A 25919-nucleotide genomic window follows, 5' to 3' on the forward strand; every position below is an offset into this window, starting at 1 on the left:
TCAAAGCTTTCCTTCATTTTAAAGCCTCGGCACTTGTTGACTTTGTTGTAACCTCTTCAAGCTTTACTGAATCTTCTATGTAAAGTGTTCTGGTCGGGAAGGCTATTTCCGCACCATGGCTTTCGATAATTTCCGCAATCTTAAGCAGAACCCTTTCTTTCACTTCATGAAATTCAACCCAAACAGTGGTTTTGGTAAAGGTATAAACGAGCATATCCAATGATGAGGCGCCAAAACCATTGAAACTAACTATCAATGTCTGGTTGCTATCAATATCAGGATGAGAAAGCAACATTGCTTTAACTTCGCTGGTTATTTTTGCCACTTGATCAATATCACAGTAACGAACACCAATGGTCTCTTTAATACGTCGATTGGTCATGCGTGACGGGTTCTCTATCGAAATGGTGGCAAACATCCCATTTGGAATATAAAGAGGACGCTTATCAAAAGTTCTTACGATGGTCATTCGCCAACCAATACTTTCTACCGTACCCTCTATTTCCTTATCTGGTGAGCGAATCCAATCTCCCGTTACAAAAGGTTTATCCATATAGAGCATCAAACCACCTAGCACATTACTCACCAAGTCCTTAGCGGCAAAACCGACTGCAACCCCACCAATACCACCAAATGCTATTAATCCTGTGAGGTTAACACCAAAAGCACTTAGTACCACAATACCTGTAATAATAAATACCGTGAGTTTAAAAATCTTTGCCAGAGCCTCAAGACTGACAGGATCCCACTTGCTACTTGAACGCTCCAGTTTTTTTAGATAGCCTTCGATTTTTTGCACCCAACGAATCGAAAACCATGCCAAGGCAATCAACGCCAAAGAAGACTTAAAACCATTAATATAAGGAACAAGGTCGGTAAAGACTTTAAAGGTTAGCAGCAAAGTATTTAATGCAAATACGGTCCCTGACAACCAGATATAAAAAGAAATGGGGGCTTTTAATGCGACAAAGAACGTTCTAGAAAATTCCTTCTTATGACGTTGCAAATAGCGCGCAAAGCGGACTAGCACTAAACGAATGACAAAATCTGCAATAAACGTAAAGCCCAAAATAACCAACAGCAGCAACAGCCAAATATAATTGCCAAATATGTGTGTCAATGCAAGCCAAGTATCTGGAAACATTCTGATTAGCTCAGAAAAACCAGTGAAGGTCAGATCTTCAAATAAAGTTGGTGAGTGATGAACGACGGGTTCCGTCACTAAATCAATTGTCGATGGATCTTGTACTTTACTCATATACCTTGCTTACCCTAACAATTCCTGTTGGTTAACTTCATTCAAAAAATGGTTTACTGCATAAGATTTAGATTGCCACTGTGGATCTTTGTGCAATTGAGAATAATGCAGTTGTGGCTTTCCATGCAAGCGGATTAGTCGAGCGTGAGACAAAGCATCGGCATCCCATCTTACATTTGCCAACACATCATCCGCCGCGGTCGAATCGTTACAGACTAAAACCAAATCACACCCTGCTTCCAGTGCCATAGTTACTCGCTTCGCTGGCGTACCAAATACCTCTGCCGCTTTCATTGACAGATCATCACTGATAATTGCGCCTTCAAAATGACATTGCTTTCTTAAAACATCCTGTAGCCAATGTTTCGAGAAACCCGCAGGCAATGAATCCATTTTCGGATAAATCACATGTGCAGGCATAATCGCTTCAACTTGATTTTCTATGAGGCGTAAGAAAGGCTGTAAATCTTGCTGTGAAATTTCATTAAAACTACGTTCATCGACAGCTATTTCATAATGCGTGTCGGCTTGGATATAGCCATGCCCGGGGAAATGCTTAGCCACAGATGCCATCCCGGCTTTATGCATGCCATCCATCAAATGCCATGTCAAATCAGCCACAACCTGCGGGTTAGAATGAAAAGAACGATCCCCAATCACTCGGCTTCCACCAAAGTTCAAGTCTGCAACGGGTGCAAAACTGAAATCAACGCCCACAGACAAAAGTTCCGTTGCCATAAGCCAACCAACATCAGCTGCCATTTCCTTGGCTTTTTCAGGTGACTTATCGTACATTTGCCCAATCAAACGCATTGCCGGCAAACGGCTAAAGCCTTCTTTAAAGCGTTGTACTCTTCCCCCCTCATGATCAACTGCTATCAACAATTTTGGGTGGCGAAGATAATGAATTTCATCTGTCAACTTCTGAAGCTGCTCAACGGACTCAAAATGTCTGGAAAATAAAATTACGCCTGCAACCAAAGGGTTTAACAGTCGTTCTCGATCGGTTTCCGTTAAACGCGTACCTTCAATGTCAATCATGACACAACCAAGTGACATGGCTTTTCCGTGAGCGACTTTCTCCATAAGCTTCGGTTATTTTCTCTTGTTATTTTCAGTCATTATAATTAGGTTTAAACCAAAAGGCTAAATAGGTGAATCAGACTAATCTCTGCGTGACTTCGACTTAACATCCAAATAGTCTCGCCACTGATCCCCCAAAAGATTCACCGCCAGCACAACCAGCATTAAGGCAATACCTGGAGCTAAGACTAGATGCGGTGCAACCAAGAGGTAACGCGTACCTTCTCTGATCATACTACCCCAAGAAGCATCCGGTGCTTGAACTCCTAATCCTAGAAATGAAAGCCCTGCTTCGGAAATAACCGCACCCGCAATGCCAAACGTTGCCTCAACCCCTAAAGGTGCCAGTATCAACGGCAATAAGTGGCGCCATAAAATCAAATAGGTTGGTACACCAAAAGCTTTTGCGGCCTGAATATGTTCTCGGTTACGCAAGCTCAATGTCTGAGCCCGTGCTAAACGAGCATAACTAACCCAGCCAACCGTCACCAATGCAAAAACCACGTTTTCAATGCCCGGCCCCAAAATACCAGCCAAAGCTATTGCCAACAACAATCCCGGAAAAGCTAAAAAAACATCAATTATTTTCAGAATAATTTTATCTGTCCAACCACCGACATAGGCACTGTACACACCAATGGTTGTGCCAATCATTGAAGAAAAAACCACCACGCCTAGAGCTACCAAAAAGGATGTCTGTGCTCCCATGAGCAACCTATCCCAAACGGGGCGCCCCAACTCATCGTACCCAAGCAAGCTTTGATCAATGCCAAATGCCAGAAGCTTACTTAAATCAATATTTGTCGCTTCTACACCAACAAACCCACCAGCAAGCGCCATCACGGACCAACAAACCACAACCCATAACGGCAGTGATTTAAAACCAGAAAGATAGGATGTTGCTGCTTGTATTTGTACTCGAGTAATCATTTTGCTAAACGTATCCTTGGATCCAACCAAGCATAAACCACTTCAGTCAAACCATTTACCAAAATATAAGCCATACTGATAATCAAGATACAGGCCTGTACCACAGGGTAATCACGACGTTGAATGGATTCAACCAGCAATTGCCCCAATCCAGGCCAATCAAAAACCACTTCGGTAATCACCGCACCACCAAGCAAAGTACCAAGCTGAAGCCCCAACACCGTGATAACTGGCAACATAGCATTCATCAAGGCATGGCGACCATAAACCGCCGTGCTCGACAATCCTTTCGCTCTAGCGGTACGAATAAAATCCTCATGATAAATTTCAAGCAACGAAGCACGTAACATTCTTGCTAGAATCGCCGCCAATGCCGTACCTAAGGTGATGGATGGCAATACCCAAGAAAAAGGCTGTTCTGCCCCGCTTACGGGGAGTAAAGATAATCCAATGGAAAACGCTAAAATCAACATCGGTCCCAACCAAAAGTTTGGAACGGAAACCCCAACCAAAGAAACTGTCATTGCAAGATGATCCGGCCATTTTCCTGCACGCATAGATGCCCAAATGCCTAATGGGAAAGCGATCAATATTGCAATCATCAAGGATAAAACTGCAAGCTGTAACGTATAAGGGAAACGATTGGCAATGAGTTCTGAAACGGGTTGTTGGTAAAAAAGTGACTGTCCAAAATCACCTTGCACTAGGCCAAACAAATAATGAATATACTGCTGAAATAAAGGTAAATCCAAACCTAGCTGATGGCGCAAAGCATCCGCATCCGCAGGGCTGGCCCAATCTCCTAACATCACCTCAACTGGGTCGCCAGGCACAAGATGAATCAACAAAAATACCAAAGTCCCAACTACCCAAGAAATAAAAATGAGAGAACCAATCAGTCGAACAAGATACTGAATCATCTTTGAGAGCAGCTCCAATGGTAGTTAGGCATTAATAATCTCCACTTCACATCCTAAAGGTACGCTATCAAACAACGCTATCACATCCTCATTACGCATACGAATACAGCCATGAGATTTCGGAATCCCCATAGGTTCTGAGTCAGGCGTACCGTGAATATAAATATAGCGCTGCATGGTATCTTGATTACCCAACCGATTAATGCCTTTTTCTAAACCAGAAAGCCAAAGAATACGTGTCAAAACCCAATCACGATTCGGGTAGGTTTGGGCCAAGTCTTCATTATAAATTTCTCCAGTCGGTCTGCGTCCGACCAACACACTATTCTTTGGCAAATCACCGCCAATCTTAGCGCGAATCTTGTGTTTACCTAAAGGTGTTTGTCCTGAATTTTTTTCATTTCCCACTCCCGCTAGTGCTGTGCTAACGGAATAACTTTTGACCACTTGATTCTCTTTTATCAAGCTCAAAGTTTGCTGCGGAATGGAAACAATCAATTTCAAAATAAACTATCCAAAAGAGTAAAAATCTACCAGGCTGGGGTAATTAAGTTTTTAACAAAGTGGCCTAATTGTTTGAAAAACAACGTAATTGAGTATTATGCATTTTTGTCAAAAACAGCAGTCCAATCACGCCACCGATTAAAGCAAACAACATATCTGTTTGCGTATCCCACTCATATCCCTGAGTACCAAGAAAAGCTTCAGCCCCCGTTTTCGAAATCATGGCTGCACTCCATTCTATCAATTCATAGCTGGCACTCAAAGCAAGAACAAAACAGATAATAAAAAAGTTCATCCAGGCACAACTCTTAAACACCTTTTTCCTTAATAACAATTCACGAGCAATCATAGCAGGAACCAACCCTTGTATAAAATGACCCGCCTTATCGTAATTATTTCTTGCTTGACTCAACCACTGCTCCATATCCGAAAACAAAGGAACTTCAGCATAGGTGTAATGTGCGCCAATCAATAGCACAGTACAGTGCAACAAGACCAACCAATAAACAAGTGAAGTCACCCCTATTTTAGAGCGATAATATAAGACCAAGGGGGCGCCAATCAGTGCAGGTAAGGCTTCCATCCACCAAGTAGGCCAATCTTTAGGCTCAGAAGCAGACCAAAACAACAACATCAAAAAGATACCTAACCACAAAGCTAGCTTATTTTTCTGAGACTTCAAGCTAGGATAACTGGACATCAGATTGTCTTCTTAACCTTTAACAAGCCATCAAAACGACCATCAGAATAAAGTTGATACCCTTCTATACCTTTTCTCATCACAGCATATTGGTTTTCATACCACAAAGGCATAGCCGCTAGTGTAGTCTCTAAATGACGTTGTAACTGTCGATAAAGTTTTGCTTCTTCTGTCAATGACTGGGTTTTCCCTGCTTCACGAATAAGAGCATCTGCTTCTGCATCACGATAACGTCCACGATTTGCACCTCTTGGCGGAATCGCATTCGAATCGAATACATATTGAAATATATCAGGGCTTTTAATTCCCACCCATGCCAAGCTATAGAGTTGGAAGCGCCCTTTTTTAATATCGCTATAAAAGGTTCCCCAATCATAACTTTGAATATCCAGCGCTATACCAATCTTTTTCAACTCTGCTTGATAGATGGTCGCCAGACGAATACGCGTTGGATCAGACGATGTTTTATAGCTCAGTTGAATTTCACCCTTTTCATTCAAATAAGGCTTAATCAAATCTGTTTGTTTTCTTAATTCATTCAATAAAGCACGTGATTTATCTGGATCATAATCAAAACCATTTAAATCTGGCACACCGCACCAATGCTCTGGCACCAACAATCCACCCGCTAAACGCGCTTCACCCGCAAACAAAGTCTTAATAATCGATGGACGATTAATGCCATGTGCTAATGCCTGCCTCATTTCTAACCGAGACAACAAGGGATCTTCGAAGTTAAAGCCAATATAGGCAAAGCTGGTACCGAAGTGAGACTCAACAACAAGGTCATCTCTGTGATGACAATAGTTCAGCAACTCCGGTGATAGATCGTTTTGAATAACATCCAACTCACCTTTTCGAAGCTTTAATACGCGAACCGTTGCATCCTTAACCGGTATAAACTCTAAAGTTGTTTTATCTGGACGTTGCAACACCAATCTCTGTTCATCCATAGAGATAAAGCTGCAGGCGCCACACCCAATGGGTTCAGACAAAAAAGAGTTCTTTTGATCAATCAAGTCCTTAGGCAAAATACCAATCACCAAACGACCAACAAATAACGTATCAGGATGCGCCAAATAAAAATCAAATTGTGCATCGTTAATGGCTTTGACAGAAATGATATGCTTTAAAGATCCCCTTAAAGGAGACCCTTCTTTGGGATCCAAAATAGAATTGAATGTTGCCACTACATCATCTGCATCCAATTGTTTACCATGATGGAATTGAGGGCGTTCTTGAAGGGTAAAACGATACTGAGTCGGCGACAGCTTCTCCCAAGAAGCTAAGTCAGGAACGGGCTCAAAGGATTCGTTGAAATCTATTAGTTGACGATAAATTAAACGATTAAGACGGCTAGATAACGCATCAGTTGCCTGTCTAGGGTCGAGAACACGCGTTCGAGAAGTGACACCAACCAAAATTTGATTCGCATTCGCCTGCGTTTTGCAGCCGGACAACAAGCTTACCGCAGGCAACAACGTAAAGCCCGTCAGCCCAACTGAAGACCGTTTAAAAAAAGTTCGCCTATCCATCGCCTGCAACTTCATAAAAAGCAACTCTTGCAGGTTAATAAATCCATTATTGCTTCTTATACTCGTCAGGTACTACAGGCGCATTTGCATCATCTACAGGGTCAGACAAAATACTGTCGTATTTTTGCAGGTTATCCGCATTCAAGGTTCCGACAGCTGCATCCAGTTTTAATCGGCTTAGGACAACATTTTGTAATGACTGCGCCAAGTTTCGTCTTGCTTGAAATTTATTGGTACGTGCAGTTAACACTTCCAGCAAATCTTTTAGCCCGACTTTATAGCCTTCTTCTGCTGCCTCAAGGAATGCATCGTTAGATTGAACTGCAGCTCGGTTAGCTGCAACCAACTCAACCCCTCTTTCGACATTGCGCACTTGCACTCGAGCGTTTAGTTTTGCACTTTCTTTTGCATCTCTCACGCCAATTTCAGCCGCTTCATAATTTGATCTAGCTTGTGCCACGAGTGCAGTAGTTCCGCCACCAGAATACAAAGGAAGTGACGCAACAATACTGGCACTTAGGTTGTCCGGATATTTTGAGCTGTATGAATACGGGTTAGATGGTGAGCTTTTGGTATGCGCATATTGTGCCTGCAAACTCACATTAAACCAGTTACCTGATTTCTGAACTTGGACTTCTTCATTAGCAACATTTGCTTGCTCTTCTGCTTGTAAGACCGTTAAGTTACTATCCTGAGCTTCTTGTTCATAAGTAGCAATATTCAGCTTTGGTTGCGGCAATTTCACGTTTAACGCAATCACTTTTAACTCTTTAACCGTTTTTCCCGTCAACTTAGTTAACTCTTCATAAGCCACATCAAGGTTATTTTCGGCAGAAATACGATCAGACTTCGATAAGTCATAGCTCGACTTAGCTTGCAGCACATCCGTTTTGCTTGCCAAGCCAACCTCAGCAGAGGCTTTGGCTCGATCCCATTGTGTTTTATTCGCTTTCTCTTTTGCTTTCGCTAGCTTCACGTCTTCTTGTGCTAGCAACACTTTGAAATAAGCATCAGCAACACGAACAATAATGTCTTGCTGTGCACTTTTTATCGTGTACTCAGCTTTTTTCAAAGTGTATTTTGCTTGGCTGTATTTCGCCCAAGAATCATGCTTATAAAGAGACTGTTTAAGGGTAATATCTCCGCTTGTCGTACTGATAGGGCCCACCGCATTCTCATTCAGGTAACTGTCCGAATAAGATGCATTAGCTGATACTTGAGGTAATAAAGAAGCTCTAGCAATTTTGACCGACTGCTGACTGGCTTGATAAGTTGCCTGCGCTTGCGCCAAGGTTGCATCATGAGCAACAGCCATTTGATAAATGTCGAAAAGACTATAGGCTGCATTTACCTGAAATGAAGTTAAGGTTGTCCCAGCCATTAGACCAGACACTATCAATGACAACGCAGACTTCTTGAACCCACTTTTGCCCGTAAGACTTGCCTTATTCAAAACTGTTTTTTTCATCTTCACTCCAGGTTGTGTATGGCTTTTGAGTCAGGCTGATATTGTAATAACGAACAATGTTCGTCACTTCATGCCCAATCCATTCTGGTAATTCCGGCAAGTCATCTTCACTGACCAATTCCACTTCAGCAACGATTAATCCGTCATTATCCCCTAAAAATTCGTCAATTTCCCAAGTGTGCTGTCCAACATCGACCAAATAACGCACCTTCTCAATTACAGGGCCTACAGCTAGTGTTTTCAGCATTTTTTCAGCATCATCAGCATCAACCGGATATTCATACTCATCTCGGCTAAGACCAATTTCCAGACTTTTGATATTGATTGTTGCTTCATCGCCTTCTAAGCGAATGCGAATCGAGCTTTTGCTACCAGGTTGTTGAATGTCGTTTAAATAACCTTGAGCCATGTGCGTGCTTTTCTTCGCAAGCTGCTTCCAGTCATGATTTTTAACCAGAAACTTTCTTTCTATTTCTCTTGCCATCTTATTTTTTATTCTTATATGTAATTAGTTTTTAAGGTCAAACACACCTGTGGAAAGGTAACGGTCACCTCTATCGCAAACAATTGTCACTATCAGCGCATTATCCACTTCATTTGCTATTTGCAGTGCCGCAGCCATTGCCCCACCAGAAGATACGCCTGCAAAAATACCTTCTTCTTTGGCCATACGAATCATAGTGTCTTCCGCCAATGACTGAGACATATCAATAGTACGATCAACACGAGAATCATCATAAATAGTCGGTAGATATTCTTTTGGCCAACGGCGAATACCTGGAATAGAAGAACCTTCTGTTGGCTGTACACCGACCACTTGGACATCAGGATTTTGTTCTTTCAAATACATTGATGTTCCCATGATGGTTCCAGTTGTCCCCATAGCACTGACAAAGTGTGTAATTTTACCTTCAGTATCGTGCCAAATTTCTGGGCCAGTAGTGAAATAGTGTGACAAAGGATTATCCGGGTTAGCAAATTGATCCAACACCATGCCTTGCCCTTCTGTTTGCATTTTCTGCGCTAAATCACGAGCGCCTTCCATGCCCTCTTCTTTAGACACCAGAATCAACTCAGCGCCGTAAGCTGCCATAGAAGCCTTACGCTCCATCGACATATTGTCAGGCATAATCAACTTCATCTTATAGCCCAACATCGCAGCTACCATTGCTAGTGCAATTCCGGTATTTCCACTGGTTGCTTCAATCAAAGTATCGCCAGGTTTGATTTCCCCGCGTAACTCAGCTTGCTTAATCATGTTCAAGGCAGGTCTATCTTTAACGGAGCCGGCAGGATTATTGCCTTCAAGTTTCGCCAAAATCACACTATTGGTTTTAGGGTTAACCAAACGCTGAACTTTTATCAGAGGGGTATTTCCAACCACATCCATTAAGGTTTTCATAGAAGTACTGCTCTCAAATTCTGTTATCTCGGTCATTCATATTAGCGACACATAAACGCCAACTGCAATCGCAATAGGCAGCAATATGGTTACGCCAACATTCATAGCCATTACGGTATTAAGTTGATCTCTCCAAGTAGCTGAAACATTCGTCATTAGCTGCTCTTCAGATGAGTCGTTTTTTGTTGATAGCAGGTATTTTACCTTAAGCACAATAGGCGCAAACAACAATAGCAACAAAAAGCCGAGGCTCGCGGCCACTGGTAAAACACCAGTTGCGATCAATGCTGACAGTACGACAAAAGTCAAAACACCCTGCAAAACAAATAATTTCAAACCAAAAGACACGCCGTATTGATGCCAAAGGTTAAATCGACCAATACGCTCATCAGCATCTTTATCAGGTAGCTGGTTAATCAATAGAAGATTATTTACCAATAAAAACGGTATTAAAGAAACGAAAGCCACTTGCCAGGAAAATTCTCCGAATAGCACATAGTAACCGCCCAACATAATCAATGGCCCAAAACCCAAGCCAGATGCAGCAAAGCATAACCAAGGAAAACGGGTTAACAAAGACGTATAGGTTAGGATGACAAAAACGCCTAAAAGACCTATGGGAAGCAATCCCCAGCCTCTTAAGTAAATAAAATACACCCCTAAACTTATAATTAAACCTATTAAAGTATAGGCAATCGCAGCGACCCACTCTTGAGCACCCGCATCAGTCTGTAAAGCACCACTACCACCACTAAAGGGGGTTCTGTCGGTAAGGTCATCCAGACCTGATTGATAGTCCTCGTATTCATTAAGCATGTTCACACTGATATGCGCAGCCAAAGCGCCAATAAACACCAAGACAAACAAACCAAATGAAAAATGAAAAATTCGCAAGCCCGCTTCCTGAACTGCTATAGCAAGAAGCAACAACATGATCGACAAGGTTAAAACCAAAAACGGTGGACGCATTGTCATAAAAACAGTTTTTAGCTTTAAAGACGTATCGTTCATAGCGTTCTCGTTTACAAAGGTTTTGTTGTTAGCTTAAGGTAAGAATCCAAGCGATGATACCAGCCTGCCAACCATTTTTGTTCAATGTCACGCTGTTTTTGTGTCGGTGCATGCATGGCTCGACGCTTTAACAAATCCTTGGCGGTTGCAACAAACACCTCTAATCGTGAGTGCTTAGACACCGAAGGCATTGCCATCAATACATCTAGCAACCCCCAGCCTTTGCCTTCATATTGTTCTTTAGAATTGTTACCTAAGCCTTTGAAATTAAAGTAATCAAGCAATGCATAGGTACTCACTTTATGCGCAGCCATTAACTCTACCGTTTCTTTCACTTTCCACTGATCTGTAATGGATAGCTTCGCTAATGCTTCGTTTAACTTCAACTGAAATCTATGCAAAATAAACGCAGCTTGATCATCTTTGGTTTCCAATAACCAATGCCTAAGTGCTTTCATTTTGTTTGAGTTTTGTTCCTTTTCAAAGGATTCTCTGTTGACCCAAGGAGGCATCATCGGCTTTAAAGAACTAAGCCAATTCGGTGCAGGCACTGTCTTTGATACAAACTTCACCATTTGCGGAAAAGTTTGCTCATAAGGAACTTTAACGCCTTTTGGAATCCAAATAAAATGGCCGATACCAAAAGAAGGAAAGAGTTCTTTAGCATTCCAGAAAGTCAGGTTTTCAGGTTTATTTGCCGTTTCATTAAAAGTGATACGCTCTGCTATCCAATGCAGGTCTGCACCACTTAAATGAAACTGTATTTTTGGCGAGTCCGCCAGAGTTGCAATCGAAACACTCAACAAACTTAAGGCCAAGACCAACTGTTGAATGCCTTTTATCATTCCATTTAAATACTTCATATAAACAATAAATTAAGAGGCTAGCGAGGCTAAATAACCTTCCATTTTTTGCAGTGCGCCAGCGTAGAGTTGCGGCAACTCTTCTACGACAGACTCTTTCACACATGGCATTTCCAATAAAGTATCCGCCCAACGTTTAATTTTTGGCAAACTGTCCAAGAAAGTCACGCCACAGAGTTTTTCAAAAATCTCTAATCGCATCAGCAAAGGCGCATAAGCCGCATCAATCAATGCAAACTCTTCACCATTGAAATAAGTACCCGAGGAATGAATCACTTCCAAGCGGGACAGCTTATCAATCAACCCGGCTTTAGCTTCTTCAAAAGCCTCTACACTCTTTGCTTGCATCATTTGCGGTACATACATCATCATCTCACCACCAAATGCAATCCAAGCACGGTTCTTAGCTTTAAGCAAAGGATCAGAAGGCATCAATGCTGGCGGCGTGATTTCATCCAAATACTCCTGAATCACGGACGACTCAAACAAGACTTCGCCATCCACTTTCAATATCGGCACTTTGCCCAGCGGCGAAATCGTTTTGAACCAATCTGGTGGATCACTCAAGTCGATATAAGTTACATCAAACTCTACCTGCTTATAGTTCAAAATAATGACCGCTCTCTGCACAAAAGGACACAGCTTAAAACTGATAAGTTCGAGTTTTTCCGGCATAGAAAATCACCTCTGGTTGGATTAGCAAATTTGAATTTGGCATTAAAGGATAAATCAATACCAATGCTTTTGTCATCATACAAAGAATAAAGGCGAGGTCAACCGTTGCACGACTAGATTCATACAGATTTAAGAATCATTGAGGGATAGTTGATTTACTTCAAATATTGATCTGGATGATCAAATAAATCACTACGTTGTTGTTTATTAAGCTTTCGAATCGTCACAACCTTGTAACCAAAGGCTTTATAGTCGTTCAACTGTGCCATGCCCGAAGCTGAAAAATTGACATACTCAGGGAAGTCTTCTTGCGTCAGTTTTTTCAACCCTGCAACAGCACCACACACATGCACACTCACACCTTCATCTTTAGCCAATTGATTAAACAGATTATGCAAATTCTTATTTTTTCTTGCCTCTTTTTTCTGCAAGGCAAACTCTTCTGCACCGTGGGTTACAACGGCAATAACAACCTTTGGGAACTTCTGTCGAATCAATTCAATTTGATTACGAACATAAGGCATATATTCCGACAAAGCGTTTTTATCAAGGGTTTCAATATCGAAGACCACACCATCAGGCTGCTCTTGCAAAGCAAGGATTTTGGCAACATCTGGCGCCACATTTGGCAAAGATTTATCCTGACCGTAAGTGTTAAACGAATAAAACATCAATATTAGGCCAAGCGCACTTACCAACCATGTAAAACGTCTCATCACAACCTCCTATTCAGCTCTGGAAATCTTATTGATTTTATTAAATTTATTCTAAACCTATGGGGATTGCTAAGCGAATACATTAAGATAAACTTATGTATTCACAAATCGAGGATAAAGCATGCCTAAACATATATTTACCTATGGCTCTTTAATGTATCCCGAAGTTTGGCAACAGCTTGTCAAAGGCAACTACGATTCTTGCCAGGCGAACTTGAGCGGCTATCACAGAAAAAGCATTCACCAACAAGACTATCCTGCGGTTTTTCAAGATGAAATGTCCAAGAACAAACAAGTATTGGGCAGAGTCTATTTTGATGTTTCTCCAGATGACCAAGTCACTTTAGATACTTTTGAAGGCGAAGAATACGACCGCTTGACCGAACGACTTTTCATTCCTGATCTGGGCGAAATTGAAGTAGAAGTCTATGTCTTTAAACCTGACTACCTGCACCGTGTCACAGATGAGGATTGGGATGTAGAAGCATTTGAAGCAGAAGGTCTGCAACGCTTTTTAAATCAATACAAAGGCTTTCAATAATCAAGCGCGAGAAATGAAAAAATCTGCCAGGCTGGGGTAAAACATAACGACCCCAGCCTGGCAGATTTTCGATAGAAATAGCGAACTTTAGATTTTGTCCGTCAAAACCAAATGTTCGAATTTTTTTAACAACGTATCTTTGTCTTCGACACGCTCAGGGTCTGTGATTATGCAATCCACAGGGCACACACTCACGCAAGTCGGTGTATCGTAATACCCCACACACTCAGTGCATAAATCAGGATTGATCTCATAGATCTTCTCACCATAATAAATGGCCTGATTTGGGCATTCCGGCTCACACATATCGCAATTTGTGCAGCCTTCAAGAATTTTTAACGCCATTCAATTACCCTAAGTTATGCCTGTGCCGCAGCTTGCTTAGCTTTTAGCTCTTTTTGTTCCTTAGCGGCAGCATCACGTTTCGCATCACCACCCCAAGCTTCATTACGCATAATCAAACCGAATTTTAATGTTTCAAGATCAAGGTCTTTAAATGGATTCGGAATACGCGCTATCCAACCGGAACCAAGTGCAGCTTCAATATCTTTATCATGCTGATCGCGCATTTCAGGCAACACCAAAGTTACATTGCCCGCTGGCGTCATGATTTCGATTGAATCACCCACGCAGAATTTGTTTTTAACATCAATTTCTAAATAGCTCTTACCATCACGTTCAAGCACATCGATCACTTCACCCACAAAACGCTGGCGATCAGACTTTGACACACCATATTCGTAGTTTTGATACTCGGAATGCACATGACGACGCAAGAAGCCTTCGGTATAACCACGGCTTGCCAAACTTTCTAAATCTGCCAACAAATTATTATCGAAAGGTTTACCTTCAGATGCATCATCAATCGCCTTGCGATACACTTGAGCAGTACGTGCCACATAGTAGTGAGACTTGGTGCGCCCTTCGATTTTCAACGAATCCACGCCCATTTCAACCAATTCAGGAATCAATTCCACCGCACGCAAATCTTTCGAATTCATGATGTAAGTACCATGCTCATCTTCAAATGCAGGCATATACTCACCCGGACGACCTTCTTCTTCCAGCAACATCACCGTATCAGTCGTTTCACCCAACCCTAGTGTTGGCTCATTGAAGTCTTCTGACTCATGCGAAGCAATCGCATCACCCGTCAAGTCCGTGATATTGGCAATCTTCTCAACAGGAATACCGACAACATCACCTGTTTCGTCTTCTTTACCTTCGTAGGTGTTGTAGTTCCAACGACACGCATTGGTGCAAGTCCCTTGGTTGGCATCACGTTTATTGATGTAACCTGAAAGCAAACAACGCCCAGAGTAAGCGATACACAAAGCGCCATGAACAAATACTTCCAGCTCCATGCCCGGTACTGCTTCACCTATCTCACGAATTTCTTGCATCGACAACTCACGCGACAACACCACACGGCTAATGCCTTGGTCATGCCAGAACTTTACGGTTGCCCAGTTCACTGCATTGGACTGTACTGATAAATGAATTTCTTGCTCGGGAAATTCCGCACGCACCATCGCAATCAAACCCGGGTCAGACATAATCAATGCATCTGGCTTCATGGCGATAATCGGTGCGATGTCGCGCATATAGGTTTTGATTTTTGAGTTATGCGCTGCGATGTTACTGACCACATAAAACTTCTTACCCAACTCATGCGCACGCTTGATGCCCTTATCTAAAGTGGCTTCATCAAATTCGTTGTTGCGAACACGCAGGCTATAACGTGGCTGACCGGCATACACCGCATCCGCACCGTAGGCAAACGCATATTCCATGTTTTTATAAGTGCCGGCTGGCGACAAAAGTTCAGGCTTAAAGTTTTCTGCTTTCAAGGCAAAGTCCTTCAATAAATAGGTAAGAAAATGTGACGAGAATAATTCCCGACTGAATAACCGGGTATTTTACTTTATTTAGAAAGGACTTGCTTAAGTGTTTCGTGCCACAAAACCCTTTTGTTTTCAAAGGTTAATTGTGCATTGGCGGGGCTGGTTGAGGGTAATGAATAGAAAACCAAATCGTCAGGCAAATTTTGCTTTTTGACCACCTGTTTTTCAAACAGATTCATCGCAGCTTTACCATTGAAAACAATGGATTTTAAGTCAGGGTATTGCTGAAAAAGCGATGCGAAATCATTCGCTTCGGGTTGTTTGATGGCAGAATCCAAGCTCCCCTGGCGTTCACAACTTGAGAGCACATCCCAAAGCAAAATGCCGCTTTGTTTGCAAAGTGCGATTTTTTGATTGACCGTTTCAATCGGCTGCTTAAAGTAATCGGATAGTATTGGCCAAAAGGCATTGCGCGGATGCGCGTAGTAAAAAGACTCTTCCAAAGAAGCGACACTCGGCATAGTACCCAAAATTAGACATTTTGGATTTTTAGGAATAATAGGGTCAAAACCTATACAATTTTCTGAGAATGAAAAAGTCACTGTTAATGGAGTATATTCAAACAATATTTATTCTTAAATATGAAAGGATCGTCATGTTTACCCTAAGAAACTTATTAATAACTGCAGTCATTATATTGCTTCTAATCACCGCAGGGTGTTTAGATTTTTACTTTAGAAATGATATGTCCGAAACAATTAAAGTAGTCAGTTCTTTTGCATTAACATTAAGTATGATAATTGCACTCAACCTATTTGTAAGCACTTCAAATAGGCATTATGCCGAAGACAATAGAAACACTTCCAAAAAGTTTTTAGATGAATCTATCGCGTTATTAGAGAGAATTTACGAGACATTTACAAAAAGTAACTTGCCTGACATAAACATAAATAACTCTTTGCCTGATAATGATAGGTATTTGTGGTTAACTGTGGCAAGAATGATTCTTAGGTATGAAAAAATTAAAGCCCAAATTACAGACAAGTACGACAAAATCATCATTCAAGAACATGAAGAATATTGCAGATTTCGGCTATACAATATTTTTAATCAACACCAAAACTTGCCAAGTCATTACTTCGAAAGAGGCAACGAATCAGGTGAAAACTTGGAACCTCACTCTATACTCGTAATTTTTGATTTCATGAAATGGAAAGAAGGCATCGAAGATCCAATTAGCTCTGTCAACGCTTTGGAACTGTTTAATCAACGAGCTATACCTCTAGACCAATTCGATGCTGAACGCTATGTGGAAAAACTAATAAATAAGGCTCAAAATCAAAAAGTTACTGAATAGTCATCAAGAAATCTTCTAAAGACAATTTGCTTGGAAAGGTCTTCGTCTCAACAATCTTTAGGTTCTCTAGCTTGTAGACAGAAACGGTATCTTCTTTTTCCGGCCAGTTTTGAGTATTCACTTCATCGTCAGATAAGGCAATTGGGAAATCATATTTACGCATTTTTGGAAGTGCGAAGATTTTGGTAATCAAGCTTGGCATACCTGAAATATCCGCAACATAAAGCCAATGACGTTCTTCCAGGTTTTTGACACCCAATTCATTTAGTGCATCTCTAACCCACTCATTACCCGCTTTGTGGTGCGAGAAAATCAACCATTTTACTGACGCATCCAAAGGATTAGGCTTGCCCCACTGATCTTTAAAGGCATAAGGCGTGAGTTGCATCTTGTCAGATTGCCCTGCATGAGCCAGATTTAAAAAACCAACACTAAGAACGAGAAAAAGAAAGAATTTGAAAATCGGACGTTGAAACATAATAGATCTCCTAAAAGAAAAAGCCGCCATGTATTATGCATGACGGCCACGCTTTAAAGCATTGATGAAGTGGTTAGATTGATTTCTTACAGAAGTAGAAATCAACACACTCATATTCACCCGATGCCATTCTGGCTTTGGCTTCTTCAGCAGTCGCCGCTGGTGGAACAATGACCTTATCACCTGGCTGCCAACCTTCAGGAGTCGCCACACCATGCTCATCGGAAGTTTGCATGGCTTTGACAAGACGCACAAACTCATCCATAGAGCGACCATTGCTCATTGGGTAATACATCATTGCGCGCAACACACCTTTATCATCAATAATGAATGTTGCACGAACTGCTGAGGTATCGGCTGCACCTGGGTGAATCATGCCGTAAGTTGTCGCAACCTTCATATCTAGGTCGGCAATGATCGGGAACTCAATTTCCACACCGAATTTTTCTTTGATGTTCAATTCCCATGCGATGTGAGAGTGATGAGAGTCGATCGAAAGACCCAAAAGTTCACAGTTCAAAGCATCGAACTGAGGCTTGCGTGCTTGGAACGCCATGAATTCAGTTGTACAAACCGGTGTAAAGTCTGCTGGGTGAGAGAAAAGGATTAACCACTTGCCTTTGTAGTCTTCAAGAGATTTACGGCCATGAGTGGTCACCGCATCAAATGCAGGTGCTTTTTCATTCAAACGAGGTAGAGCGATAACTTGAGATTGGTTTTCCATTTTGTAGACTCCTGTTTTTAAGTCGTATTAATCACCACTAATAAAAGTTATTTATCCATGCATTCGTTTTGTTAATGCATGAATGTACTATAGCGACCTAAAAACAAGGAATCCAATTGTATGTTTTTGAGATTTTAATAGTTAAAAACTATCAACAATTCTTTTATATTAAAAAACCAGTATTACTTAAGTTCATTAACCCAACTCAATAAAAGAGGTTTCCTGCGGCACAAACTCCCCGATAGGGTTTGCCCATAAATCGTATTCGTCTGCTGCGAACACCTCTACCTCAACAAACTCGCCAGGGTTTAAGTGATGCCCTTCAGGAATAAAGACCAATCCGTCGATTTCTGGGGCATCGGCTCTTGAGCGAGCAATAGCGCCCTCTTCATCAACCTCATCCACCAACACTTGAATACGCTTGCCGATTTTGGCCTGCATTTTCTCCGCACTGATTTGCTGTTGTAGCTGCATAAAGCGATCAAAACGATCTTGTTTGATATCGTCCGGCACTTGTTCGGCAATATCGTTTGCCACAGCACCTTCAACTGGCGAATACTGGAAACAACCAACACGATCCAACCTGGCTTCGGCAATGAAATCCAACAGGGTTTGAAACTCTTCTTCTGTTTCCCCCGGGAAACCGACAATAAAGGTTGAGCGAATGGTTAAATCCGGCACTTGTTCACGCCATTTTTGAATACGCTCCAAAGTCTTTTCAACATTACCCGGGCGTTTCATGGCTTTTAGCACACGAGGATGCGCATGCTGTAACGGCATATCCAAATACGGCAGAATCTTGCCTTCTGCCATCAATGGAATCACATCATCGACATTCGGGTAAGGATAAACATAATGCAATCTCACCCAGAAATTATCGACACCACCCAGTTCGCCTAACGCTTCAGATAAACCGACCATAGAGGTTTTGGTTGGGCGACCATCGGCAAATTCGGTTTTGTATTTAACATCTACACCATAAGCAGCAGTGTCTTGCGACACAACCAACAACTCTTTTACACCAGCTTCTTTCAAACGCTTAGCTTCGGCAATAACATCAGCTACCGGGCGGCTCACCAAATCACCACGCATGGACGGGATAATGCAGAAAGTACAGCGGTGGTTACAGCCTTCGGAGATTTTGAGATAAGCATAATGCTTGGGCGTCAGCTTAATGCCTTGCGGTGGTACTAAATCAACATAGGGATTATGTTGTGGTGGTGGCACAGCTTTATGCACAGCCATCAATACTTCTTCATAAGCCGCAGGGCCAGATACCGCCAACACTTTTGGGTGATTTTTTTTGATTTGGTTGTCGTCTTTTCCGCCCAAACAACCAGTAACGATCACTTTGCCGTTTTCTTCCAGTGCTTCACCAATAGTATCCAAAGACTCTTGAACAGCACTATCGATAAAACCACAGGTATTGACGATAACGGTATCCGCTTCTTCATAGCTATTGGTTAGGTGATACCCTTCCGCTTTCAATTGCGTCAAGATGCGCTCTGAATCAACTGTTGCCTTTGGGCAGCCTAAACTCACGATACCGACTGTAGGTTGTGATTGCGACATAAAACTCTCTTCTAATTCTGCAAAACGCTCCTTTCATAAGAAGCGTATTAAATAAATAACTCCGCATATTTTACTCGATTTGGCACCAGAATATGCTCGATTGATAATAAGTGATTTCAATTGTTTTTCAATAAAAATACCTTTTGCTCACCAGCAATTAACCCTACAATTTATAATTAATTTTTTTAAACTTAAAAATTGAGCATTGTGAGATTTCATATACAAACAACTCTTGCATGCCATTCATTTTCAAAATACAATGATTCTCATTTATAAATAAGCGAAACTCTCTTTAATGGACATTTTAAAAAATTACCTAGATATTAGCGTCTTCTCGATACTTGGACTGATGCTGTTTATTGCGACTTGGTTCGTTATCGAACGATTACTGTTTTTCAAACAGGTCAAAGTTACCGATTACTCTCACTTTGATTTACTGACAATCGACCTAACCAAAAACCTAACCTATATCTCCACTGTTGGTGCCAATGCTCCTTATGTTGGACTACTTGGTACAGTATTGGGTATTTTGATTACTTTCTTTGATTTGGGTACAACAAAAACCATTGATACTGGGCAGATCATGGTCGGCTTAGCACTTGCATTGAAGGCCACTGCTGGCGGTATTGCATTAGCTATTCCAAGTATTGTCGCCTATAACGCCTTAATGAGAAAGGTTGAAGTGCAACAGGCCAAATTCAGAGCACATCAAGACTTACATCAAAATTCTATCTCTGGAAAAAACGATCAATGAAGAAATTTGATTCCATCAATGTCATTCCGCTGATAGATGTCATGTTGGTATTACTGGCAATCGTACTCACGACCGCCAGTTTTATCGTGCACGATGCATTAAAGCTTGACCTACCCGATACGCAAAGCACATCAAGCTACCAACCAACAAACGACCCTACAAAGCATTTGGCGATTGATGCTAAAGGCACATTATTCCTTGAAGACAAGCCAATCAGCTATGCAAACTTTAAAGCTCTAGCTGCCAAAATTGACCCTAAGACAGATATCGTGATCAAAGTGGATCGCCATACCGTTTTTGGAAAAGTCGTCGCCTTAGTGGATATTTTGAAAGCCAACAAGCTAAATAAATTAACATTTTTAACTGATAAGGCTACAACGCCTGAATCATGACAGCTTACTTCGCGCCAATGAACAGCAGTAATACATCTTTTGTATTCTCTCGCAGCCAAAAAGCTTTTTTGCTGACATTGGTACTGTACTTGTGCCTTGCTGGCGTTGGCTACCTGTCTCTTAATCATTTTCACAACAACAAACAAACGACAAATAACCTAAAGCAAGTTGCTATTAGTGCAAGTATGTTTTCAGTACCTACGCCAAAAAAAATAGAACCCAAAGTTAAGCCAAAAGCTGAACCCGTAAAACCACCTGTAAAAAAACCTCACCTCAAAAAAGTGGTTAAGCCAATCAAGAAACCGGTCAAAAAACCAATTAAGAAAATCGTTGAAAAACCTAAGCCAATTAAAAAGGTGGTGACGCCAACGCCGGTTAAACCCGTTAAGCAAGAAAAAGTCGTTAAACCTGAAATACAAAAAACTGAAGTAAAACCCGTAACAGAACCGGTAGCAAAAGCACCAGTTACTGAACCCAAAACAAAGCCAACCGCCAAGCCACACGTTGCTACCATATCTCAAGCAGCGCAGGCTCGTGCAGAAGCATCCTATACATCAGAGCTACAAGATGCTTTAACGCAATATGCACAAAACACTTACCCATTTATGGCCAAACGTAGAAACTGGGAAGGAAAAGTGCAAATAAGTTTCACCATACATCGAAACGGTGACATAACCAATGTAAGAGTTACCGAACCTGATATGCGTAATATTTTCAATGAAGCTGCTATGAGCATTTTCACAGAAGAGATGCAAATGCATTTCAAACCCTTTCCTAAAGAAATCACTCGTGACACTTGGGAACTAAGCGTCCCTATCAGCTACTTCCTTCGTTAAAAGTCTTTTTAAAACAACCTATTCAGTATTAAAATTATGAAAATGAAAACAACTCAAAAACAATCTTACCCACAAATGAACAAGATTCTCAATTGCACTAAGATTCGTATTAACAACCACATTCATAGCCTACGCCTGCTCATAGCAGTTATCTTGGTAATGACGAGTCATTCCGCAAATGCGAATATGCATGCCTCCCCTTTTGAGTTTCACTTTAATGCTACTGGGATTTATCAAAACCCTTATGAGAAAGGAATTGATGATGACACCAATATTTCTGCAGACCTCTATGGACGCTACTACGGAAGTGGATATACGTTAAACGCGCATATTGAGGCCAATTCAACACCAAGAGAAAAAGGCATGGCATCAGCTATCAGTCAAAGTAATGCCGATGCAAGAACAGCTCTATCTAGTAATAACAAAGGGCGACTACAAATATCTGAGTTTTTCTTAAGTACTGGCTTAACAAATTCCACTGTCTTTCACATTGGTTTACTGGATTCCACTGCTTTTTTTGATTCCAGCAATATTTCTAACAATGAAAACACACAATTTATTGCTTCGGATTTTGTAAACAATCCTGTCATAGATTTTCCCGACTATTCATTGGCCGGCATAATTGAACACCGATTTTCCAACACGAATATAACCAAGCTGATGATTTCTTCTACCAATGGCTTGGCTGACAATCCTAGCCGAGATTACAGCAGCCTATTTGAAATAAATGATGACAAAAAAGGTATCTTTTCAATCCTGGAGTCTAAGTGGCAATCTGGCCGAGAGTTTTTTGAAGTCGGCGTTTGGTCACACAATGGGGCTCACCAAGCATTGGATAATGCAACTCAAACCAATTTAAAAAACTATGGTGCCTATTTAACAGCCGGAACAGGATTTGGCGCGCAATCTTTTGAGCTACGTTCAGGCTATGCAAACGAGAAAGTTTCAACAGCAACTGGCTTCGCTTCTATAGCTTATGAACTAAGTATGAGACGTTGGGTTTTTGGTACAGCTTACGGTTACACTAAAATATCGAAATACATTACTGGTCGTAAGCACTCGGTTCAAGAAGTAGAAGTTTACGGACGCAGAATGATTGGCAGAAAATTCTCAATCACCCCTTCTATTCAATACTTCAAAAACCCTCTTCACGATACAAATATCGTCCCCAATATTTCAGATGAAATCTGGGCTGCTAACGTTAGATTCAATATTGAATTTTAGACACAAAAAAACCTAACATATTTTGTTAGGTTTTTATCTTAATTCTTTGTTTTTAATCTATTTATCAGAAAGGTTTTATCACTACTAAAATCAAAATACCAATGGTTAAAAACAAAGGAATTTCATTCGCCCATCGGTAATAAACACCAGAGTGATCTAGGTGACCTTGTTGCATCTCTTTAACACGACGACCAGCCCAAAAATGATAAACGAGCATCAAAACAACCAACGTTACTTTTGCATGAATCCAACCACCTGTATGCAAGAAATAACCGAACCACAACCAAAGCCCTGTTCCTATCGCTAGCACCATCATTATGTTCATAAAGCGATATAACTTGTGCCCCATAATCGCTAAACGTGTGACTTGCTCACCAGCTGCCTGCCCCTCAACAAAATGCACAAAAATACGCGGCAAGTAAAAAATACCCGCCATCCAAGACATGACAAACAAAATATGGAAGGTTTTTAGCCACAGCATCAGTTTTCTCCTAATTCGTTTTTGAATTTTGTATGATACCTATTTTAAAAAAGCAAAACAGGAATCTGTCATGAAAATTGAAAAAAACAAAGTCGGCCTTTTCAACTACACCCTTACGGATAAAGATGGAAATGTAATCGACCAATCGAACGGCCAACCTCTTGCATACTTGCACGGCCATTCAAACTTGATTCCTGGTTTAGAAAATGAATTAGAAGGCAAAACAGTTGGTGACAAGTTCACTACAACAATCAAAGCGGCTGAAGCCTATGGTGAGATCGAACCACACTTAATTCAGTCAGAAGTACCAAGATCCATGTTTCAAGGTGTTGAAAACCTAGAAGTAGGCATGCGTTTTGAAGCCCAATCTGAACAAGGTGTACATTCAGTGGTGATTACTGAAGTATCTGACGAGCACGTTACAGTTGACGGCAACCACCCACTAGCAGGCCAAGACCTTACTTTTGAAGTTGAGATTACTGGCGTTCGCGATGCGACTGATGAAGAAATGGAACATGGTCATGCACACGGCGATGGCGGTCATCACCACTAATTTCACTTCTTATATTCACACCCTCAGTTCTCGAGGGTGTGGTGACACTTATACTTTTCTATGAAACTTCTACTGATTGAAGACGAGCTTTGGCTGTTAAACAACCTGCAATCTCAGCTGGAACAAGCTGGATTCATCGTTGATACTGCGCCTGATGGCGAACAAGCGGCTTACTTAATCAATGAGTACAAGTATGATCTCATTGTGCTAGATTTAGGACTACCTAAAAAGCCCGGCTTAGTATTACTTGAAGAAATTCGTGAATCAAAAAATGCCACGCCCGTTCTCATCTTAACCGCACGAAATTCCTGGCAAGAACGTGTTGAAGGTTTAAAAAAAGGTGCAGATGATTATCTTGGGAAACCCTTTCATTTTGAAGAGCTACTCGCTCGCATTGAAGTTTTACTCAAACGCCCTCGCACCCGAGTAGACGATATTCTCCAAGTGGGCTCCTTTACGTTGGATCTCAATACAAGAGAGTTAACAACGGATAATGCGGTTCATAAACTCACTAAAACCGAATTTGGTTTGGCACGACTAATGATGAGCGAACCCAATAAGGTTTTCGCTAAAGATACCTTGCTACAACAGGTAACAGATCAGAACTATGATCGAGAAAGTAATGTCATTGAGGTTTATATCAGCAAGTTAAGACAATACTTTGGTAAGTCATCAATCGAAACACTCAGAGGTCAGGGTTATCGACTTGTGGCACCCAAATCGAAAGGTGACACAGAATGAGATCCATTGAAAAGAGTCTAAACATTTCCCTTTTCATCGGCTTGTCAGTGATTTTTATTGTCTTTTGGCTGATCTCTGTTTTTAGTCTGCACCACCTTACTGAAAACTATGTTGTCACGCGCTTACACCATGATAACGATTCCATTATTGAGCACCTTAAAATTGAGCCCGATCGCCTAAAAATCAACCTGAATAATATCAACCCGATTTATTCACGCCTTTTTTCCGGTCACTATTTCGTGGCTAAAGCAGAACAACGGCTATTAAAATCACCGTCTCTAGATGGTTATCCTCTTTATTTAAAACCAATACATCATAACCCTGAAGTTTACGAAACCCTAGGTCCTGACAATCAAACCGTGTTGATTAGAGGCTACCGCACACAAATCCAGAATGAAAGTGTCACGCTTTATGTTGCAGAAGACCACAGCCCTATTCGACATACCATTCACATATTTGATGCTGTTATCGCTGCGCTGACCTTTATCAGCTTAATCGCGCTTTATTTTTTACAGCGCTACCTACTCCAAAAAGGATTTAACAGATTAACGCCAATTAACTCTGCTTTAGCTGCGCTACACAAAGGTAAGGCTGTTACGCTTAACCCTCAAGACTACCCGACAGAAGTAACGGGGTTAATCGAAAGCCTCAACCAAGCGGTAGACAGTGCTTCTACTTTGTTAGAAAAATCACGTCAATCAAATGCAAACTTAGCTCACAGCTTAAAAACACCACTCAATATTATTTTTCAGATTGCCGACAGTCCGACAGTAAAAGATTACCCGGAAATACAACAAACCCTTTCTGAACAATCGCAAAAAATATTGCGACTGATTGAACGAGAACTAAAATCTGCCAGGCTGGCCTCAGGCATTGTTTCTATGACGCCTTTTTCTCTACGTGCCAAAGTCAATGGAACAATTAAAAACCCAAGTGATTTAGAAGATTTGATTTCATCTTTTCAACAACTTTATCCCAATAAAACCATTAACGTTAAAAACACCAGCACACAGCTGCAGTTGCCTATTGAAAAAGAAGATGGCTTTGAGTTACTTGGCAACCTTATTGACAATGCTTGCAAATACGGTCAGTCACAAATCAATATAGAACTTTCGCAAACAGCGACTCACTTTGTTGTTCACATTGAAGACGATGGTAAAGGTGTACCTGATGAAGCACTTGAACAAATTCAACAACGCGGTTTCCGCTTAGACGAAAACATTCCTGGGCATGGTATTGGACTGTCTATCGTCAAACAAATCGTATCTGCCTACCACGGAGACATCACCTTTTCACCTTCAGAACTTGGCGGTTTAAGCGTAGAAATACAACTACCGCAATCCTCCAATCAATAAAA

30 protein-coding genes are annotated in these 25919 nt (G+C 41.3%); 9 read left to right on the plus strand and 21 right to left on the minus strand.

All coding sequences use genetic code 11. The features are described from left to right. Positions 1 to 13: 13 nt before the first annotated feature. The 14 genes from N745_RS0105755 to N745_RS0105820 all read right to left on the minus strand — a co-directional run bounded on the left by N745_RS0105755 (position 14) and on the right by N745_RS0105820 (position 13065). A complete protein-coding gene (locus tag N745_RS0105755; RefSeq protein ID WP_084657315.1) occupies positions 14 to 1258 on the minus strand; it encodes a mechanosensitive ion channel family protein in 1245 nt (414 codons plus the stop codon). A 9-nt stretch (positions 1259 to 1267) separates the two neighbouring features. Further along, complete coding sequence (gene nagZ / locus N745_RS0105760; protein WP_024851178.1) at positions 1268 to 2317, minus strand: beta-N-acetylhexosaminidase; 1050 nt, start codon at positions 2315 to 2317, stop codon at positions 1268 to 1270. A 105-nt stretch (positions 2318 to 2422) separates the two neighbouring features. Further along, complete coding sequence (locus N745_RS0105765) at positions 2423 to 3271, minus strand: ABC transporter permease (protein ID WP_024851179.1); 849 nt, start codon at positions 3269 to 3271, stop codon at positions 2423 to 2425. Then, positions 3268 to 4191, minus strand: coding sequence for a nickel ABC transporter permease (nikB, locus tag N745_RS0105770; protein WP_024851180.1), 924 nt, complete (start codon positions 4189 to 4191; stop codon positions 3268 to 3270). The genes N745_RS0105765 and nikB overlap by 4 nt, the downstream gene beginning before the upstream one ends. Positions 4192 to 4215: 24 nt before the next feature. Then, positions 4216 to 4695, minus strand: coding sequence for a L,D-transpeptidase (locus N745_RS0105775; RefSeq protein ID WP_038070635.1), 480 nt, complete (start codon positions 4693 to 4695; stop codon positions 4216 to 4218). Positions 4696 to 4759: 64 nt separating this feature from the next. Beyond that, positions 4760 to 5395 carry a DUF2238 domain-containing protein gene (locus tag N745_RS0105780; protein WP_024851182.1) on the minus strand — a complete coding sequence of 212 codons (636 nt, stop codon included), beginning with the start codon at positions 5393 to 5395 and terminating at the stop codon, positions 4760 to 4762. Next, positions 5395 to 6945, minus strand: coding sequence for an ABC transporter substrate-binding protein (locus tag N745_RS0105785; RefSeq protein WP_245595663.1), 1551 nt, complete (start codon positions 6943 to 6945; stop codon positions 5395 to 5397). The genes N745_RS0105780 and N745_RS0105785 overlap by 1 nt, the downstream gene beginning before the upstream one ends. A gap of 31 nt (positions 6946 to 6976) precedes the next feature. Further along, positions 6977 to 8398, minus strand: coding sequence for a TolC family outer membrane protein (locus N745_RS0105790; protein ID WP_024851184.1), 1422 nt, complete (start codon positions 8396 to 8398; stop codon positions 6977 to 6979). Then, positions 8376 to 8882 (minus strand): CYTH domain-containing protein, encoded by a 507-nt coding sequence (locus N745_RS0105795; RefSeq protein WP_024851185.1) that lies wholly within the window; start codon positions 8880 to 8882, stop codon positions 8376 to 8378. Before N745_RS0105795 ends, N745_RS0105790 begins: the two co-directional genes overlap by 23 nt. A gap of 24 nt (positions 8883 to 8906) precedes the next feature. Then, on the minus strand, positions 8907 to 9800 hold the full coding sequence (gene cysM, locus N745_RS0105800; protein ID WP_211239097.1) for a cysteine synthase CysM: 894 nt from the start codon (positions 9798 to 9800) through the stop codon (positions 8907 to 8909). A 36-nt stretch (positions 9801 to 9836) separates the two neighbouring features. Beyond that, positions 9837 to 10811: a prenyltransferase gene (locus N745_RS0105805; protein ID WP_024851187.1), complete on the minus strand. Its 975-nt coding sequence runs from the start codon at positions 10809 to 10811 to the stop codon at positions 9837 to 9839. Positions 10812 to 10822: 11 nt separating this feature from the next. Next, positions 10823 to 11656 carry a hypothetical protein gene (locus N745_RS0105810; RefSeq protein ID WP_024851188.1) on the minus strand — a complete coding sequence of 278 codons (834 nt, stop codon included), beginning with the start codon at positions 11654 to 11656 and terminating at the stop codon, positions 10823 to 10825. Between the two features lie 30 nt (positions 11657 to 11686). Continuing rightward, on the minus strand, positions 11687 to 12349 hold the full coding sequence (locus N745_RS0105815) for a glutathione S-transferase family protein (protein WP_024851189.1): 663 nt from the start codon (positions 12347 to 12349) through the stop codon (positions 11687 to 11689). Between the two features lie 155 nt (positions 12350 to 12504). Next, a complete protein-coding gene (locus tag N745_RS0105820) occupies positions 12505 to 13065 on the minus strand; it encodes a DsrE family protein (RefSeq protein WP_024851190.1) in 561 nt (186 codons plus the stop codon). A 121-nt stretch (positions 13066 to 13186) separates the two neighbouring features. Between N745_RS0105820 and N745_RS0105825 the strand changes: the two genes are divergently transcribed. Beyond that, positions 13187 to 13606 (plus strand): gamma-glutamylcyclotransferase family protein, encoded by a 420-nt coding sequence (locus N745_RS0105825; protein ID WP_024851191.1) that lies wholly within the window; start codon positions 13187 to 13189, stop codon positions 13604 to 13606. Between the two features lie 87 nt (positions 13607 to 13693). Here the strand turns inward: N745_RS0105825 and N745_RS0105830 are convergent, their stop codons facing one another. The 3 genes from N745_RS0105830 to N745_RS0105840 all read right to left on the minus strand — a co-directional run bounded on the left by N745_RS0105830 (position 13694) and on the right by N745_RS0105840 (position 16052). Further along, a complete protein-coding gene (locus N745_RS0105830) occupies positions 13694 to 13951 on the minus strand; it encodes a YfhL family 4Fe-4S dicluster ferredoxin (RefSeq protein WP_024851192.1) in 258 nt (85 codons plus the stop codon). A gap of 14 nt (positions 13952 to 13965) precedes the next feature. Beyond that, positions 13966 to 15456, minus strand: a complete 1491-nt coding sequence (gene trhP / locus N745_RS0105835) for a prephenate-dependent tRNA uridine(34) hydroxylase TrhP (protein WP_024851193.1) — start codon at positions 15454 to 15456, stop codon at positions 13966 to 13968. A gap of 74 nt (positions 15457 to 15530) precedes the next feature. Next, positions 15531 to 16052, minus strand: coding sequence for a DNA-deoxyinosine glycosylase (locus tag N745_RS0105840; protein WP_024851194.1), 522 nt, complete (start codon positions 16050 to 16052; stop codon positions 15531 to 15533). A 143-nt stretch (positions 16053 to 16195) separates the two neighbouring features. Here N745_RS0105840 and N745_RS0105845 point away from each other — a divergent pair, with 143 nt between their 5' ends. Next, complete coding sequence (locus N745_RS0105845) at positions 16196 to 16807, plus strand: hypothetical protein (protein WP_157833746.1); 612 nt, start codon at positions 16196 to 16198, stop codon at positions 16805 to 16807. Here the strand turns inward: N745_RS0105845 and N745_RS11755 are convergent. From N745_RS11755 to rimO, 3 genes are all read right to left on the minus strand, one after another. Continuing rightward, the gene (locus tag N745_RS11755; protein WP_024851196.1) at positions 16797 to 17285 is read right to left on the minus strand and encodes a hypothetical protein; all 489 of its coding nucleotides are present in this window, start codon (positions 17283 to 17285) and stop codon (positions 16797 to 16799) included. The two genes, N745_RS0105845 and N745_RS11755, sit on opposite strands and share 11 nt — an antisense overlap. Positions 17286 to 17358: 73 nt before the next feature. After that, a complete protein-coding gene (locus tag N745_RS0105855; protein ID WP_024851197.1) occupies positions 17359 to 18009 on the minus strand; it encodes a peroxiredoxin in 651 nt (216 codons plus the stop codon). A gap of 195 nt (positions 18010 to 18204) precedes the next feature. Continuing rightward, the gene (gene rimO, locus N745_RS0105860; protein ID WP_024851198.1) at positions 18205 to 19581 is read right to left on the minus strand and encodes a 30S ribosomal protein S12 methylthiotransferase RimO; all 1377 of its coding nucleotides are present in this window, start codon (positions 19579 to 19581) and stop codon (positions 18205 to 18207) included. Between the two features lie 295 nt (positions 19582 to 19876). Here rimO and exbB point away from each other — a divergent pair, with 295 nt between their 5' ends. Genes exbB through N745_RS0105880 form a run of 4 tightly spaced genes read left to right on the plus strand, consistent with a single transcriptional unit; the run spans position 19877 to position 22787 of the window. After that, positions 19877 to 20335 carry a TonB-system energizer ExbB gene (gene exbB / locus N745_RS0105865; protein WP_024851199.1) on the plus strand — a complete coding sequence of 153 codons (459 nt, stop codon included), beginning with the start codon at positions 19877 to 19879 and terminating at the stop codon, positions 20333 to 20335. Next, positions 20332 to 20727, plus strand: coding sequence for an ExbD/TolR family protein (locus N745_RS0105870; RefSeq protein WP_024851200.1), 396 nt, complete (start codon positions 20332 to 20334; stop codon positions 20725 to 20727). The genes exbB and N745_RS0105870 overlap by 4 nt, the downstream gene beginning before the upstream one ends. Further along, positions 20724 to 21563 carry an energy transducer TonB gene (locus N745_RS12260; protein ID WP_024851201.1) on the plus strand — a complete coding sequence of 280 codons (840 nt, stop codon included), beginning with the start codon at positions 20724 to 20726 and terminating at the stop codon, positions 21561 to 21563. The genes N745_RS0105870 and N745_RS12260 overlap by 4 nt, the downstream gene beginning before the upstream one ends. Positions 21564 to 21599: 36 nt before the next feature. Beyond that, positions 21600 to 22787, plus strand: a complete 1188-nt coding sequence (locus N745_RS0105880) for a hypothetical protein (RefSeq protein ID WP_024851202.1) — start codon at positions 21600 to 21602, stop codon at positions 22785 to 22787. A gap of 64 nt (positions 22788 to 22851) precedes the next feature. Here the strand turns inward: N745_RS0105880 and N745_RS0105885 are convergent, their stop codons facing one another. Next, the gene (locus tag N745_RS0105885; protein WP_024851203.1) at positions 22852 to 23268 is read right to left on the minus strand and encodes a CopD family protein; all 417 of its coding nucleotides are present in this window, start codon (positions 23266 to 23268) and stop codon (positions 22852 to 22854) included. Between the two features lie 70 nt (positions 23269 to 23338). On the opposite strand from N745_RS0105885, the gene N745_RS0105890 reads away from it, so the two are divergent. The 3 genes from N745_RS0105890 to N745_RS0105900 are packed head-to-tail and all read left to right on the plus strand — an operon-like array spanning position 23339 to position 25917. Then, positions 23339 to 23821: an FKBP-type peptidyl-prolyl cis-trans isomerase gene (locus N745_RS0105890; RefSeq protein ID WP_024851204.1), complete on the plus strand. Its 483-nt coding sequence runs from the start codon at positions 23339 to 23341 to the stop codon at positions 23819 to 23821. Positions 23822 to 23881: 60 nt separating this feature from the next. After that, on the plus strand, positions 23882 to 24562 hold the full coding sequence (locus N745_RS0105895; RefSeq protein ID WP_024851205.1) for a response regulator transcription factor: 681 nt from the start codon (positions 23882 to 23884) through the stop codon (positions 24560 to 24562). Continuing rightward, entirely contained in the window at positions 24559 to 25917 is a 1359-nt protein-coding gene (locus N745_RS0105900; RefSeq protein WP_024851206.1) for a sensor histidine kinase, read from the plus strand. The genes N745_RS0105895 and N745_RS0105900 overlap by 4 nt, the downstream gene beginning before the upstream one ends. Positions 25918 to 25919: the final 2 nt, after the last annotated feature.

This window comes from Hydrogenovibrio kuenenii DSM 12350, from assembly GCF_000526715.1.
GTDB classification, from domain to species: Bacteria; Pseudomonadota; Gammaproteobacteria; order Thiomicrospirales; family Thiomicrospiraceae; genus Hydrogenovibrio; species Hydrogenovibrio kuenenii.